The organism is Streptococcus cuniculi, assembly GCF_004570575.1.
In the GTDB taxonomy this organism is placed as follows: domain Bacteria; phylum Bacillota; class Bacilli; order Lactobacillales; family Streptococcaceae; genus Streptococcus; species Streptococcus cuniculi_A.
In genome coordinates, this window is the sequence record NZ_SPPD01000001.1 from 160,807 (window position 1) to 174,766 (window position 13,960).

The following is a 13,960-nucleotide window of genomic DNA, read 5'->3' on the forward strand; positions in this document are numbered from 1 at the left end:
AAAAGAAAAAACAATGAAAGAATTTTTTAGTAATCAGCCCAGTTTTCCCCCTGTTCTGGGGCTTGTTGGGCATAGTATGCTCCTGCTCAGCCTCCTATTGGTAGTGATTGGAGCAATCAAATACCATGAAAACAAGGCCTGGCAGCGGACTTTTAAAGGAATGCAGGTTCTCCAATTGATACTGCTTTACAGCTGGTATCTTGCCACTATGGTACCGATTTCCCAATCGCTACCGCTCTACCATTGTCGCATGGCCATGTTTGTCCTACTGCTGGCTCCAGATGATGCAGCGTACAAGGAGTATTTTTCTTTGATAGGGGTATTCGGGTCCATGTGCGCCTTGATCTATCCTGTCTTTGACCCCTTTCCTTGGTTTCATGTGACCATCTTTTCCTTTATCGTCGGTCATTTGGCTCTTTTAGGAAATGCCCTGAACTACCTCTTGCGTCAACCGTCTTACCAGTTAAGTCCAGGAAGGATTGCGGCGATCACCTTTGGGGTCAATACCTTCATCTTGCTGGTCGATGTGGTGACAGGTGGCGATTATGGCTTGGTATGGAATTACGTGATTGAAACACTCCTGTTTACAGCCATTCTAACAGCTTTCTTAAAACTCTTCTAAGTGCTACAGGAATCTCGACAGGTTGAAAAACCAGAATACAAAAGGAGCTGACGAGCTTCTTTTGTATCACTCTGTTTTGAAAAATCTGGCTCGTTCGTAGTTTGAAAAGCAAGCAAGAAATAGTAGAAAAACCACCTAATCAGAGTGGTTTTCTTTATTTGTGGAAAGAATCTTTATAAATATCTGATTTTAAATAATACCGAATCGGGATAGTAGTGAGTTTTTCTTGTACTTCTTTTGAATCCAAGGATTGGTAGGTATAGGAATGGACAGTTGTAGGTTCACGCAATTTCAATCCAGTATTTTCGAGTGACCAATCGTTTCATTCAATATCTGGCTCATTTAATGTATGTTTAGGAGCTAGATTAAATGAATAATAAATTTCCCGTTGGCCATTGATGAGAATGCGAGTGTTGAATTGTAAGTTGCCTGATTCCAAGCGTCGAGATTCAGGATCTTCCCTCACATCTTGAAAGTCAATGGACTCCACCTTGTCAATTCTATCTAAAATATCTAAGGCAATGAGTTCCTCATTCTGTTTGAGGAGGTTGAGGATATCCTTATTCCAGTAAGTTTTCTCTACTGAACTCGTTTTAAAATATACATTGTGGAGATAGACTGTTGGATTGTGGTAAAGTCCAAAGAGAATAGCGGCAATGCTCAGCATGGTAACCAAGCAATAAAGTGCAACTTTTCGGATATGGCTGCGTCCCCACTTACTGTAGTTTAAAATAGTCCAAATAATCAGTATGATAGCAAGGAGCCCAAAGTAGTATAAGAAATAGCTATCTCCTGAAAATAGTTTATAAAACAAGATTAGCAACATTGGGCAACCAAGTAGTGGAGTGATAAAGAAGAGAAGCAAGAGTCCGAGTTTGGGATGTTTCTGGACCCACGGAAAGGAAAATCCAAAGACGAGGAAGGGAATGAAAAAAATATAAGAATAGACAGTGAACAGCGCAAGAAGTCTAAAATCCGGATACATAAGATAGTCCTTTCGTTTATATATATATTCTAGTATAGCATAGAAATATCTAAGCGAAAAGGTGCCCAAGCAAATCATTGAAAAAATGGTTAAAATCAGCTATACTAGATAGGTTAGAGAAAAAAGGAGCTGTCCGATGTAGGAAGTGAATAACAAAGAAAGCAACCAATAATAAACAAGGAGAAACAGATGACACTACAAGATGAAATAATAAAACGCCGCACCTTTGCTATTATCTCCCACCCGGATGCGGGGAAAACCACGATTACAGAGCAGTTGCTCTACTTCGGTGGGGAGATTCGTGAGGCTGGTACGGTCAAGGGGAAAAAGACGGGAAACTTTGCTAAGTCTGACTGGATGGACATTGAGAAACAACGGGGAATTTCGGTGACTTCTTCGGTGATGCAGTTCGACTATGATGGCAAGCGGGTCAATATCCTTGATACCCCAGGGCATGAGGATTTTTCAGAAGATACCTATCGGACGCTGATGGCGGTTGATGCTGCGGTCATGGTAATCGACTCAGCCAAGGGGATTGAAGCCCAGACCAAGAAATTATTTGAGGTTGTCAAACACCGCAATATCCCAGTCTTTACCTTTATCAACAAGCTAGACCGAGACGGTCGGGAACCACTTGACCTCTTGGAAGAATTAGAAGAAGTCCTTGGCATTGCCAGTTTTCCGATGAACTGGCCAATCGGTATGGGAAAATCCTTTGAAGGTTTGTATGACTTGCACAACAAGCGTTTGGAACTCTACCGCAGTGAGGAGCGCTTTGCCAGTTTTGATGAGGGCGAAGCCCTCTTTGGCAGCAATCCTTTCTACGCGCAGGTCTTAGAAGACATTGAGCTTTTGAGCGAAGCGGGCAATGAATTTTCGGAAGAAGCGATTTTAGAAGGAAAACTAACACCCGTTTTCTTCGGCTCTGCCTTGACCAACTTTGGGGTGCAGACTTTCCTTGAAACTTTCTTGCAATTTGCGCCAGAACCGCATGGACATTTGAAAACAGACGGGGAAGTGGTGGAGCCTTTATCCAATGATTTTTCAGGATTTGTCTTTAAAATCCAAGCCAATATGGACCCTCGTCACCGCGACCGTATTGCCTTTGTTCGTATCGTTTCAGGCGAGTTTGAGCGCGGAATGGATGTCAATTTGACGCGGACAGGCAAGAAAGTGAAGCTGTCCAATGTCACCCAGTTCATGGCGGAAGCGCGGGAGAATGTCGAAAATGCCGTGGCAGGAGATATTATCGGGGTCTATGATACAGGCACCTACCAAGTCGGAGACACGTTGACTGTTGGCAAGAACAAGTTTGAATTTGAACCGCTACCAACCTTTACTCCTGAAATTTTCATGAAAGTTTCTGCTAAAAATGTCATGAAACAAAAATCTTTCCACAAAGGCATTGAGCAGCTGGTGCAAGAGGGGGCTATCCAGCTCTACACCAACTACCAGACAGGCGAGTATATGCTGGGAGCGGTCGGACAACTCCAGTTTGAGGTCTTTAAACACCGTATGGAAAATGAATACAATGCAGAAGTGGTCATGACGCCAATGGGGAAAAAGACCGTGCGTTGGATTGCTCCAGACCAGTTGGACGAGCGGATGTCCTCTAGCCGCAATATCCTTGCTAAAGACCGCTTCGACCATCCTGTTTTCCTCTTTGAAAATGACTTTGCCCTGCGCTGGTTTGCGGACAAGTACCCAGATGTAGTACTGGAAGAGAAGATGTAGGATTAAGATACGAGGGCGTGAAGCGAGCAAAGCAAAAATAGGAGATTGACGAGGTGTTCGATGAACACAAGGAAATCTATCTTTTTTGCACAGCTCGTAGCCCGAGTTCAGTTAAATAAGATACGAGAGCGTAAAAAACTCAAAGCGAAAAAGATAGGCAGCTGTTTCGGCTTTAGCCGATTACAGCTGTGGTTACCTTTAGGTATAAACGAAATGACGATACAATAAAAATGATTGAGAGAATTCTCTCAATCATTTTTATTTCATAGCTTTAAATGGGTATTCTTCGTCACCGATAAAGGTGAGGGTATCACCGCTATGTGTATACAATAGAATGTCTCCGACTTGGAAATCGGAAGCAGATGACGCAAATGCAGATCCAGTATTGACCTTGGTGACTTTGATGGTGTGAGTGAGTGGGTTTACTTCCCCTTCAAAGTAGACAGCAGAGAATTTACCAGTTGCAGAATCATACTGGCCCTGGCTACTATCTGCTATTTCTTTGGTCATCATGTCATCGAGTTGTTTTTCAACTTCTTCACGCTTAGGGAAGCCTTCCTTGATTTTCGCTTCATAGTTTTCACCAAATGCTTCTTTTAGCAAATCTTCTTTGCTGATTCCATACTTTTGCGCTTCTTGTTCGACTTGTGTAATGACTTTAGTATATTCTTCTTGGACAGCTTTATCAAAAGCAGTTAGAAAAGCATCTTTATTAATGGTGGAATAGGTCGTAGCGACTGCTTTGTTGTCCTTGACTTCAAATGTTACGCCTGTGTCTCCAACAACTTCTTCGGGGTCAAGCTTCAAGCCCTCAAAACCACTTCCAATCTCCTGAATAGCGGATTTTCGTATTTCCGCAGCAAGCTTTGGATTTTCCCAATCACCTGTAATATTTCCATTGCGATAGAAGATAAATCCAGCAACGGCAGCTACTAAAAAGAGGCTTCCGATAATTCCGAAAACAATTTTCAAGACACGCTTACGCTTTTTCTTGTTGGTTTCGACCATTGTTGCAAGAGGGTCTAACTGTTGATTTTCCATAAAAACTCCTTTTGTTTGATACTTGAATATTGTACCATATCCCCTTTTTTCTGTCAAATATCGTCTTTGGAAAGCACGATTAGAGTGGATTTATAGTATAATAAGACAGAAGAAAAAGTGGAGGTGGAGAATGTTCATTGAAAAAAGCTTGAAGAATGGCATGTCTTGGATTAACCTCGATGCCGAGAGTCTGCACCAAACGCCAGAATTATATAAAAAATACCATATCGATACGGAAACAGTCGAATATGCACTGGATAAGAATGAACGTGCCCACATGGACTATAATCGTGAAGACGGGACAGTTGTCTTTATCTACAATGTCCTTGATTTAGAGCGCGAAAAGGACTACTATGAAACCATTCCCATGACCTTCATTGTCCAAACAGACCGTCTCATTACCATTACCGACCAGGATAATGCCTATGTGACGCGTAATATGGTTCGCTACATCGAACACCATGAGCCTGTCACCGTCTATAAATTCCTCTTTGCCAGTATCGAGCTGATCAGTAATTCCTACTATCCTGTCATTGAGAAAATGGACAAGACCAAGGATGAAATCAATATGCTGCTGCGCCAAACGACAACCAAAAAGCACTTGTTTGCCCTGTCTGACTTGGAAACCAGTATGGTCTACCTGCTTGCAGCAGCCAAGCAAAATCTGATGTTGCTTGAGCATATCAGAGGACATGCTATTTACCGTGGCTTTGATGAGATTGAAAATGAACAATTTGACGATGCTATGATTGAAGCCAAGCAGTTGGTTGCCATGACTGATTTGGTTTCTCAGGTCTTGCAGCAGTTGTCCAGTTCTTACAACAATGTCTTGAACAACAATTTGAATGATAACTTGACACTCTTGACTATTATTTCCATTTTACTAGCTGTTATTGCCGTTATTACAGGCTTTTTCGGCATGAATGTCCCGCTTCCTTGGACCGATGATAACCGCGCCTGGATTTATATCATTATTCTCAGTGCTGTTTTGTGGGTTGTCCTTGCCCAGATTTTAAAATGGGTGGCGAATAAACGATGAAAAATGATCTTTTGGTCATTTTTTTATTTTTAAGAATGTTCTTAGAGAAGGTTGAGAGAAGGATGAACATGTATTTGTAAGAAAAATAATAACTTTCACTATCTTTTGCCCCCGCTTTGTGATATACTAGGTAGGTTGCATGCAACAGAATGGTATATATGGGAAATAAGCTCCACTTCTTGAACCAGAATGATGTCTAAAAACTGTCCATCAAGACTCTTGACAAAGTTTCGTTTTGATGTTCGAAGAGTGTTAGACGGTTTTTATTTTTAGACGAGGGCGGATGTCCCATTGGTGATGTTGGGATGTTCCCAACTTAGAAAGAAGAATATGAAATTTAATGAATTCCAATTATCTGCTGACTTACTAGCAGAAATCGAAACAGCGGGCTTTGTAGAGGCAAGTCCGATTCAAGAAAAGACGATTCCACTCGCCCTTGAAGGCAAGGATGTGATTGGTCAGGCTCAAACAGGAACAGGAAAAACAGCGGCCTTTGGTCTGCCTACTCTTGAAAAAATCCGTACAGACGAGGGGACGATTCAAGCTTTGGTCATTGCCCCAACGCGGGAGTTGGCGGTTCAAAGTCAGGAAGAGCTCTTTCGATTCGGGCGTAGCAAGGGTGTCAAGGTACGCTCTGTCTACGGAGGCTCAAGTATTGAAAAGCAAATCAAGGCGCTCAAGTCAGGCGCTCATATCGTCGTTGGAACACCCGGTCGTCTCCTTGACTTGATCAAACGTAAGGCTTTGAAACTCCATCATGTTGAGACGCTTATCCTAGATGAAGCTGACGAAATGCTCAACATGGGCTTCTTAGAAGACATTGAGGCGATCATCTCCCGAGTTCCAGAAGCCCGTCAAACCCTCCTCTTTTCAGCGACCATGCCAGCTCCGATAAAACGTATCGGTGTTCAGTTTATGAATAATCCCGAGCATGTGCAAATTGAGGCCAAGGAGCTAACAACGGAACTGGTCGATCAGTACTATATCCGTGTCAAAGAGCAGGAGAAGTTTGATACGATGACCCGCCTTATGGACGTGGCTCAGCCAGAATTAGCAATCGTCTTTGGTCGGACGAAGCGCCGTGTGGATGAATTAACGCGTGGTTTAAAGATTCGTGGTTTCCGTGCAGAAGGCATTCATGGTGACTTGGATCAAAGTAAGCGTCTACGTGTGCTACGTGATTTCAAGACAGGTGGCCTAGATGTCCTAGTTGCAACGGATGTTGCGGCTCGTGGTTTGGATATTTCAGGGGTGACCCATGTCTACAACTACGATATTCCACAAGACCCTGAAAGCTATGTTCACCGTATCGGTCGAACAGGTCGTGCAGGAAAAACTGGTCAATCCATTACTTTTGTCTCACCTAATGAGATGGGTTACCTCAAGATTATTGAGGATTTGACCAAGAAACGCATGACTGGCATGAAACCTGCGACAGCAGAAGAAGCCTTTCAAGCCAAGAAAAAAATTGCTCTGAAGAAAATCGAACGTGATTTTGCAGATGAAACAATCCGCAAGAACTTTGCTAAATTTGGTAAGGATGCTCTGAAACTTGCGAGTGAATTCTCGCCAGAAGAGTTGGCGATGTACATTTTAAGTCTGACCGTACAAGATCCAGAATCAATGCCAGAAGTGGATATTGCGCGCGAAAAACCATTGCCGTTTAAGTATGTCCCAGGTGATAAAGGTGGCGGTCGTGGTCGATCTGGCAAGAATAGCAACAGATCATCACATAATCGCCGCGGAGAGGATCGTCGTGGTGGTCGTCATGATTACAAGGAAAAGCGTCGTTTCAACGACCGTGACCATTTCGGAAAAGACAACAAAAAACCACGCAAACGTATTTCAAGCGAGAAAAAGGCAGGATTTGTCATTCGCAATAAGGGAGATAAGTAGGAAGTTTTAGAGAGTGGGATAGACATCATGAGTGTCTGTCCCACTCTCTTTTTGTTTGATTTTTATAGAGTACGAGAGCTATTTTTATTTTTTTCTAAATAGTTCTTGACATCACCAAACAAAGGGAGTAGAATGATATTTAGAAATATTCCTAAATAGAAAATGAAAGGAGACGATATGGCATTATCAGAAACCTTAAAGGCAATTTCAGCCCCGATTCGTAGACAGATTTTGGATAGCTTGAAGTCGGGTCCCAAGTCTGCAGGTGAGATTGTAGAGCTATTTCACTTAAGTGGTGCTACGGTATCGCACCACTTATCTGTCTTGAAGAAGGCAAGTCTCATTTTAGAAGAAAGGCAGAAGAATTTTATCTATTACCGACTAAACTATACCGTATTTGAAGAAGTGCTGGTTTGGATTGCCAGCTTTGGAGGAGGAACAGATGAAAAAAATTGATTGGAAATTGCTTATTGTAACCAGCAGTATCTTCTTGATACCATTGGCTCTAATCCTTATCTACTACGGACAGCTGCCAGCTGTCTTATACACACATTTTGGAATTGATAGTCAGGCAAATGAGATGAGTGACAAATGGATAGCGCTCGTTTTAACTCCTATTTTGTTAGTTGTCGTCCACCTTGCCTTGTGTATCGGTCTTGATGTGACAAAGAGTGGGAGACTTCCTGTCGCAAAGGTGGTGAAGTGGGTAATCCCTATCTTTACAACGCTTGAAACGGGACTGATTTTGGTGTATAATGCAGGCAATCAGATAGATGTTCGGCGCCTAGTTGTAGCCCTTTTGGCACTAATATATCTATTACTGGGAAACTATCTGCCAAAAGATGTGGCAGGTATGACAGATTCCAAAACATTGATGGATCGAAAGAAAACAGCCTATCTGTTTATAAGCGGAGCGTTCGCTCTTCTTCTCAGCCTCTTTTTTGCCCCGATTGTATCTCTGATGGTGGGAATAGTCTTTATAGTTCTTGTCATCAGCTGGAGTATATGTGTGGGGTTAAAGAGTTATAGGAGCACGAGCAATAGGCTTTAGACCAGTGTTCAACCTCTTCTGTACTCTCATTTTATATGAGAGAGGAATAGGGCAGTAGACAGCAGATATAGATAAGAAGATCAGTAAATAAGGAGGTTTAGATGGGAATCAGGAATTTGGACAAAGCATCATCACTCTAAACGATTACCAATAAAAAGGAGAAGAAGATGATTACTTATACGACACAAGGAAAATTGGATATGAAAGCAGTGCTCGCCCTCTATGAAGCAGTTGAATGGAGCAATTATACCGAGCAAGCTGGGATGTTAGAACAGGCCCTGAAAAATAGTTTACAGGTCATTGCTGCTTTTGATGAAGAAAGGCTCGTGGGACTGATACGGGCTGTCGGTGATGGCTATTCGATCGTATTCGTGCAAGATATTCTGGTTTTGCCAGACTATCAGAGAATGGGCATTGGACGCCAGCTCATGGAGAGGCTTCTAGCAATCTATCCGAATATCTATCAACTACATCTTTTGACAGGAAAAGAAGAAAAGACAAAGGCTTTTTACGAATCCCTAGGATTTAGAGCAGTTGATGAACTAGACTGCGTAGCCTATACCTATTTGAAATGATCTAATCATTGACTGAACTTGGATACAGTGCCGTTTTGACTTGCCGTATCCAAGTACTGCCTGTGTCACTGTTCCTTGACTTAATACTCTTCAAACATCAAAACGATTGGTTGTCAGCTCAACTTGGAGAACTTCAGTTCTACCTGCGGTTTCATTGCCTAGTCAGAATTTGATTTTTGACGAGTATAGGCTCATTCATGCAACTATAAAAACGCCTCACTCCTTATTGGGAGTGAGGTTTTCTGCAATATAGTGCAATTTTTGCTGGCGTGTTTTGCGCTTGAAGAGGGCTTCAGCAGACATGGCGCTGGGCTTATCGGGAAAACGTTCGTAGTAGAGAAGCTCAACAGGTCTGCGGCTTTTGATGCGGGTGTACTTGGCGCCTTTTCCGCTGTTGTGGGTCGCAATCCGTTTATCAAGGTCTGTCGTGTAACCGGTGTAGAGGCTACCATCTGCGCAGGTGAGGACATACATATAATGACTAGCTTTTTCCAAAGTAAATTTCCTCGATTTCTGCTGTATAGTTTCCATCTGCTTGATGAACAACCAGAGGCGGTAAAATCTTTAAGCCCTCCAAAGAACCGTCTTTTATAGCCTCGATCAGGAGCATATTGGCATCCTTATTCGCCTTTGGGTGGATAAACTGAATCCGCTTGGGAGCTAGGTTATAAGCCTTCATGGTATCAATAATCTCAAGGAAGCGATCGGGTCGATGTACCATAGCCAAGCGTCCATTTGATTTGAGCGCATGACGGCTGACCGCACAAATTTCTTCTAGATTGGTGGTGATTTCATGGCGGGCTAATACATAATGCTCACTGGCTTTTAGGTTGGGTTGTTGTTCAATCTTGAAATAGGGTGGGTTACAGAGAATCAGGTCGACCTGCGAACGTGGCACATAATCTAGCAGGTGTTTGAGATCGTCATGCACCATCTCGACCTGTTCCTCTAATTGATTGAGAGCGATCGAGCGTCTTGCCATATCTGCCAAGCGTCCTTGGATTTCAATCAGAGTAATCTTGGCCTTGGTTTGAGTAGAAGCAAAGAGACCGACTGCCCCATTTCCGCTACATAAATCCACGATAAGCCCTTTTTGGGGCAATTTTGGAAAGCGCGATAAAAGAACGCTATCAATAGAGTAGCTAAAGACTTCCTTATTTTGTATAATCTTGACATCGGTGGAAAAGAGCTGATCAATCCTCTCTCCAGCTTGTAATAGTGCTTTGTTCATTCATCTATTATAGCATATTGTTACGGCGGATGAAAAATCTTTGCTAGCTTCCAAAATATGGTATAATAGGAGGGAAATTAGCAAAGGAGAGTATGATGTTTTATTCCTACCTACGAAGTTTATTAGTCTTTTTACTATGGGCTGTCAATGGCAATATTCATTATCATGATAGGGAGAAAATTTTGCCTCCAGATCAAAATTATATCTTGGTAGCACCCCATCGAACCTTTTGGGATCCTGTCTTTTTAGGCTATGCTTCAGCACCTAAACAGTTTATTTTTATGGCTAAAAAAGAATTGTTCAAGGATCGAGGCTTTGGTTGGTGGATTAGTAAGTGTGGTGCCTTTCCCATTGACCGGGATAATCCGGGAACTGCAGCTATTAAATACCCCGTCAAAATGTTGAAAAAAAGCAATCGTTCCTTGGTGATGTTCCCATCAGGTAGTCGCCATTCCAGTGAATTAAAGGGTGGTGTAGCTGTCATTGCAAAGACTGCCAAGGTTAAGATTATGCCTGCAACCTACATTGGACCAATGTCCCTGAAAAATCTATTGTTGGGAGATCGGATTGATGTTGCTTTTGGAAATCCAATCGATATTTCAGATATTAAACGCTTGGATGATGCAGGTATCGCAGAAGTCACCAACCGCATTGAGACAGAATTTAATCGCTTGGACGACCTTGCCTGCTCTGCCCAGACAGGCAAGAAACGCTTGCCTTACTGGACCTTCATTTACCGTGTGCCAGTCCTAATCCTTGTTGCTCTTATCTTGGGCTTGACCTACCTCTTTAGCTATCTAGCTAGTTTTGTCTGGAAACCAGATACGAATTTGGATAAATAAATGAAAAAAGCTCGTTTCGTACGAGCTGACACCTAGCAGTAGAGATTAATAGTAGCGAGTCAATCCGTTTGACTCGCTTTTTCTGGATAATATCGAAAGTTTCTTGGTCTATAATCGCTTCATGAATATTTTTGAAAATCAGCCAATCTTTTCTTGGAAGGTCAATAGTTCTTTTGTCCTTAAATATGGCAGTTTCTCCACATTGCGGCTAGCGGAAATAGGCTTCAAACCAATTTCGATTCGGTGGCAGTCTGGCTTTACTACTGATTCTGATGATGATTTAACTTTTGAATATAGTGCATTTTATTTAACCGATGTAGCCAAAGTCTTAATAGAGATTCCACAGATTGAAACTAATGATGATTTCTTCCGAAATTTGCTGGATACATTTAAGACTCATTCAAAATCAAAATTAGCCTCCTAACGCTTCTTTCGCTATAGTGGTATTCTTATCATTATGATAAGAACGGACTTTTTTTGAGACCTTAGGCTCAAAAAGTAGCAATGAAACTCCGAAGGAGGTTGCTTGCGTCTGCACTTTTCATGGAAGAAGCAAAAAGTAATTTTTGAAGTTGAATAAGTATAAAGAATGTTTTGCTGGGGATAGGACTGTTACGGAGATTTATGATGTAGAGGATCTGGAATAAGGTAATTTTTCAAACCTTGTTTATGGTGTGGTATAATGTCATTATGAAATTATTACAAAAAAATCAAACGGCTTTACAGCCTTTTACGAAATGGACTGGCGGGAAGCGTCAACTGCTTCCAGCTATTAAACCTCTTATACCAGACAATTATAATAGTTATTTTGAGCCATTTATTGGTGGAGGGGCACTATTTTTTGAACTTTCTCCAGAAAAAGCAGTTATTAATGATTTTAACCATGAACTTATCAACTGTTATCAGCAGATAAAGGAGAGTCCTAAAAAGCTCATTGAATTATTGATTAGACACAAAGAGAATAACTCTAAAGAATATTATTTAGAGTTACGCTCTGTCGATAGGGATGGCAGGATTGATACAATGACCAAAGTGGAACGTGCTGCTCGCATTATGTATATGTTGCGAGTTGACTTTAATGGTTTATATCGTGTTAATTCAAAAAATCAGTTCAATGTACCTTATGGTAGGTACAAAAATCCTAAGATTGTTGACAGTGATTTGATTTTGTCTATTTCTCAATATCTAAATAGTAACAATATTAAGATTTTGACAGGAGATTTTGAAAAGTCAGTTGAAGCTGTAAAGTGTGGAGATTTTGTCTATTTTGACCCACCGTACATTCCTCTTTCTGAGACAAGTTCTTTTACGTCCTATACTCACGAAGGTTTTTCTTATGATGACCAGATAAGATTACGGGATTGCTTTAAGAAATTAAACGAAAAAGGCGCATTCGTAATGCTCTCTAATTCTTCAAGTCCAATAGTTGAAGAATTATATAAGGATTTTAACATTCATAAAATTGAAGCTATTCGAACTAATGGGGCTAAATCTTCCAGTCGTGGAAAAATTTCAGAAATTATTGTAACCAACTATGTCAAATAACGAATATAAGTATGGAGGTATTTTAATGACCAAGCCATACTACCATAAAGAAAATGCCATTCTCGTTCATGCCGATACCTTTGAATTTTTAGAAAAAATGAAGTCCGAAAGCATGGATATGATATTTGCCGACCCACCTTACTTTTTGAGTAATGGAGGGATGTCAAATTCGGGAGGACGAGTTGTTTCTGTTAATAAGGGGGACTGGGATAAAATATCATCACTTGAAGAAAAACATAACTTTAATCGTCGCTGGATTCGATTAGCTAAACAAGCTCTAAAACCCAATGGAACTATTTGGATTTCAGGAAGTTTTCACAATATCTATTCTGTAGGAATGGCGTTAGAGCAAGAAGGTTTCAAGATACTGAATAATATAACATGGCAGAAAACAAATCCCGCACCTAATCTTTCGTGTCGCTACTTCACACATTCTACGGAGACGATTCTTTGGGCAAGAAAAGATGACAAAAAAGCTCGTCACTACTATAATTATGATTTGATGAAAGAGCTGAATGGCGGAAAGCAGATGAAAGATGTCTGGACGGGTGGATTAACAGCAAAATCAGAAAAATGGGCTGGCAAGCATCCAACCCAAAAACCAGAATATCTTTTAGAGCGAATAATCTTAGCTAGCACAAAAGAAAATGACTATATTCTAGATCCTTTTGTTGGTAGTGGAACGACAGGAGTAGTAGCAAAGAAATTAGGTCGCAGATTTATTGGGATTGATGCTGAACTAGATTACTTAAAAATAGCTAAGTTAAGATTGGAAAGGAAAATATGAAAAAAGGCGGTATTGGAGGAGCAAATACTAAAACGGGATTAGCTTTCGAATTAAAGACGGACTTCCCAACATTCTTAAATCAACAATCAGGTTATAGTATTGAAAATATAGACTATAATACAACAAGGAGAAACGACGGGACAATTATTAGAGGCACTAAACTACGTTCGAAACCTCTTCGGTGGAAGATTAGCTTTTTAGGTGAAGAGGTCGGACAAATTTTTCAAAAAGATGGCCTCTATAGGTATTTTGATGAAATTGATGGTTACGATTACACTAAAATTATATCAGCTAAATTACTACCAGATGAAGCAATATTCGTAATTAATAGTAACACTGTCTATATTATCGAAAAGAAAACGCAAAGTGGCGGCGGAAGTGTTGATGAGAAGTTGCAAACTTGTGATTTTAAATTAAAGCAATATAAAAAATTGTTTTCTCCCTTGAACAAAGAGGCGAACTACAGCTACTTATTAGACAAAGATTGGTTTGAGCAATCTAGATATAAAGATGTTTTAGACTATATAATAAGTGTTGGCTGTAAATACTATTTTAATTTTATTCCACTGGATGTAATTGGGTTACCGCTACCATTAAAGGAGGAAAACTAAT

The 13,960-nt window shown here is 40.9% G+C and carries 17 protein-coding genes; 12 read left to right on the plus strand and 5 right to left on the minus strand.

Annotated elements, in window-relative coordinates:
• Nucleotides 1–13 precede the first annotated feature (13 nt).
• Complete coding sequence (locus tag E4T82_RS00775; protein WP_135181008.1) at nt 14–622, plus strand: TMEM164 family acyltransferase; 609 nt, start codon at nt 14–16, stop codon at nt 620–622.
• A gap of 322 nt (nt 623–944) precedes the next feature.
• Here the strand turns inward: E4T82_RS00775 and E4T82_RS00780 are convergent, their stop codons facing one another.
• Entirely contained in the window at nt 945–1,607 is a 663-nt protein-coding gene (locus E4T82_RS00780) for a hypothetical protein (RefSeq protein WP_135181009.1), read from the minus strand.
• Between the two features lie 189 nt (nt 1,608–1,796).
• Here E4T82_RS00780 and E4T82_RS00785 point away from each other — a divergent pair, with 189 nt between their 5' ends.
• On the plus strand, nt 1,797–3,341 hold the full coding sequence (locus E4T82_RS00785; RefSeq protein WP_135181010.1) for a peptide chain release factor 3: 1,545 nt from the start codon (nt 1,797–1,799) through the stop codon (nt 3,339–3,341).
• A 258-nt stretch (nt 3,342–3,599) separates the two neighbouring features.
• Here the strand turns inward: E4T82_RS00785 and E4T82_RS00790 are convergent, their stop codons facing one another.
• A complete protein-coding gene (locus E4T82_RS00790) occupies nt 3,600–4,382 on the minus strand; it encodes a hypothetical protein (protein WP_135181011.1) in 783 nt (260 codons plus the stop codon).
• Between the two features lie 130 nt (nt 4,383–4,512).
• Between E4T82_RS00790 and E4T82_RS00795 the strand changes: the two genes are divergently transcribed.
• The 5 genes from E4T82_RS00795 (at nt 4,513) to E4T82_RS00815 (ending at nt 8,943) form a co-directional block, all read left to right on the plus strand.
• Complete coding sequence (locus E4T82_RS00795) at nt 4,513–5,421, plus strand: magnesium transporter CorA family protein (protein WP_135181012.1); 909 nt, start codon at nt 4,513–4,515, stop codon at nt 5,419–5,421.
• Nucleotides 5,422–5,751: 330 nt separating this feature from the next.
• Nucleotides 5,752–7,317: a DEAD/DEAH box helicase gene (locus tag E4T82_RS00800; protein WP_135181013.1), complete on the plus strand. Its 1,566-nt coding sequence runs from the start codon at nt 5,752–5,754 to the stop codon at nt 7,315–7,317.
• A 177-nt stretch (nt 7,318–7,494) separates the two neighbouring features.
• A complete protein-coding gene (locus E4T82_RS00805; protein ID WP_075098880.1) occupies nt 7,495–7,773 on the plus strand; it encodes an autorepressor SdpR family transcription factor in 279 nt (92 codons plus the stop codon).
• Nucleotides 7,760–8,368, plus strand: coding sequence for a DUF1648 domain-containing protein (locus E4T82_RS00810; protein ID WP_135181014.1), 609 nt, complete (start codon nt 7,760–7,762; stop codon nt 8,366–8,368). The genes E4T82_RS00805 and E4T82_RS00810 overlap by 14 nt, the downstream gene beginning before the upstream one ends.
• A 167-nt stretch (nt 8,369–8,535) precedes the next feature.
• Entirely contained in the window at nt 8,536–8,943 is a 408-nt protein-coding gene (locus E4T82_RS00815) for a GNAT family N-acetyltransferase (protein ID WP_135181015.1), read from the plus strand.
• A gap of 216 nt (nt 8,944–9,159) precedes the next feature.
• On the opposite strand, the gene E4T82_RS00820 is transcribed toward E4T82_RS00815, so the two are convergent.
• Together E4T82_RS00820 and E4T82_RS00825 are read right to left on the minus strand one after the other, a co-directional pair.
• Nucleotides 9,160–9,417: a GIY-YIG nuclease family protein gene (locus E4T82_RS00820; RefSeq protein WP_322783534.1), complete on the minus strand. Its 258-nt coding sequence runs from the start codon at nt 9,415–9,417 to the stop codon at nt 9,160–9,162.
• Nucleotides 9,418–9,424: 7 nt separating this feature from the next.
• The gene (locus tag E4T82_RS00825) at nt 9,425–10,174 is read right to left on the minus strand and encodes a tRNA1(Val) (adenine(37)-N6)-methyltransferase (RefSeq protein ID WP_135181016.1); all 750 of its coding nucleotides are present in this window, start codon (nt 10,172–10,174) and stop codon (nt 9,425–9,427) included.
• Between the two features lie 95 nt (nt 10,175–10,269).
• Here E4T82_RS00825 and E4T82_RS00830 point away from each other — a divergent pair, with 95 nt between their 5' ends.
• Nucleotides 10,270–11,016: a lysophospholipid acyltransferase family protein gene (locus E4T82_RS00830; RefSeq protein WP_135181155.1), complete on the plus strand. Its 747-nt coding sequence runs from the start codon at nt 10,270–10,272 to the stop codon at nt 11,014–11,016.
• Here the strand turns inward: E4T82_RS00830 and E4T82_RS00835 are convergent.
• Entirely contained in the window at nt 10,976–11,203 is a 228-nt protein-coding gene (locus E4T82_RS00835; RefSeq protein WP_209304569.1) for a recombinase family protein, read from the minus strand. The genes E4T82_RS00830 and E4T82_RS00835 overlap by 41 nt on opposite strands.
• On the opposite strand from E4T82_RS00835, the gene E4T82_RS12630 reads away from it, so the two are divergent.
• The 4 genes from E4T82_RS12630 to E4T82_RS00850 all read left to right on the plus strand — a co-directional run bounded on the left by E4T82_RS12630 (nt 11,120) and on the right by E4T82_RS00850 (nt 13,959).
• A complete protein-coding gene (locus tag E4T82_RS12630) occupies nt 11,120–11,440 on the plus strand; it encodes a hypothetical protein (protein ID WP_209304570.1) in 321 nt (106 codons plus the stop codon). The two genes, E4T82_RS00835 and E4T82_RS12630, sit on opposite strands and share 84 nt — an antisense overlap.
• A gap of 266 nt (nt 11,441–11,706) precedes the next feature.
• Nucleotides 11,707–12,561 (plus strand): DNA adenine methylase, encoded by an 855-nt coding sequence (locus E4T82_RS00840; RefSeq protein ID WP_135181017.1) that lies wholly within the window; start codon nt 11,707–11,709, stop codon nt 12,559–12,561.
• Nucleotides 12,551–13,348 (plus strand): DNA-methyltransferase, encoded by a 798-nt coding sequence (locus tag E4T82_RS00845; protein WP_135181018.1) that lies wholly within the window; start codon nt 12,551–12,553, stop codon nt 13,346–13,348. Before E4T82_RS00840 ends, E4T82_RS00845 begins: the two co-directional genes overlap by 11 nt.
• Complete coding sequence (locus E4T82_RS00850; RefSeq protein ID WP_135181019.1) at nt 13,345–13,959, plus strand: hypothetical protein; 615 nt, start codon at nt 13,345–13,347, stop codon at nt 13,957–13,959. Before E4T82_RS00845 ends, E4T82_RS00850 begins: the two co-directional genes overlap by 4 nt.
• Nucleotide 13,960 lies beyond the last annotated feature (1 nt).

Bases quoted from the DNA above. Each gene is read 5' to 3' on its own strand.
- E4T82_RS00775 (WP_135181008.1), top strand. From the start codon at position 14: ATGAAAGAATTTTTTAGTAATCAGCCCAGTTTTCCCCCTGTTCTGGGG.
- E4T82_RS00780 (WP_135181009.1), bottom strand. From the start codon at position 1,607: ATGTATCCGGATTTTAGACTTCTTGCGCTGTTCACTGTCTATTCTTAT.
- E4T82_RS00785 (WP_135181010.1), top strand. From the start codon at position 1,797: ATGACACTACAAGATGAAATAATAAAACGCCGCACCTTTGCTATTATC.
- E4T82_RS00790 (WP_135181011.1), bottom strand. From the start codon at position 4,382: ATGGAAAATCAACAGTTAGACCCTCTTGCAACAATGGTCGAAACCAAC.
- E4T82_RS00795 (WP_135181012.1), top strand. From the start codon at position 4,513: ATGTTCATTGAAAAAAGCTTGAAGAATGGCATGTCTTGGATTAACCTC.
- E4T82_RS00800 (WP_135181013.1), top strand. From the start codon at position 5,752: ATGAAATTTAATGAATTCCAATTATCTGCTGACTTACTAGCAGAAATC.
- E4T82_RS00805 (WP_075098880.1), top strand. From the start codon at position 7,495: ATGGCATTATCAGAAACCTTAAAGGCAATTTCAGCCCCGATTCGTAGA.
- E4T82_RS00810 (WP_135181014.1), top strand. From the start codon at position 7,760: ATGAAAAAAATTGATTGGAAATTGCTTATTGTAACCAGCAGTATCTTC.
- E4T82_RS00815 (WP_135181015.1), top strand. From the start codon at position 8,536: ATGATTACTTATACGACACAAGGAAAATTGGATATGAAAGCAGTGCTC.
- E4T82_RS00820 (WP_322783534.1), bottom strand. From the start codon at position 9,417: ATGTATGTCCTCACCTGCGCAGATGGTAGCCTCTACACCGGTTACACG.
- E4T82_RS00825 (WP_135181016.1), bottom strand. From the start codon at position 10,174: ATGAACAAAGCACTATTACAAGCTGGAGAGAGGATTGATCAGCTCTTT.
- E4T82_RS00830 (WP_135181155.1), top strand. From the start codon at position 10,270: ATGTTTTATTCCTACCTACGAAGTTTATTAGTCTTTTTACTATGGGCT.
- E4T82_RS00840 (WP_135181017.1), top strand. From the start codon at position 11,707: ATGAAATTATTACAAAAAAATCAAACGGCTTTACAGCCTTTTACGAAA.
- E4T82_RS00845 (WP_135181018.1), top strand. From the start codon at position 12,551: ATGTCAAATAACGAATATAAGTATGGAGGTATTTTAATGACCAAGCCA.
- E4T82_RS00850 (WP_135181019.1), top strand. From the start codon at position 13,345: ATGAAAAAAGGCGGTATTGGAGGAGCAAATACTAAAACGGGATTAGCT.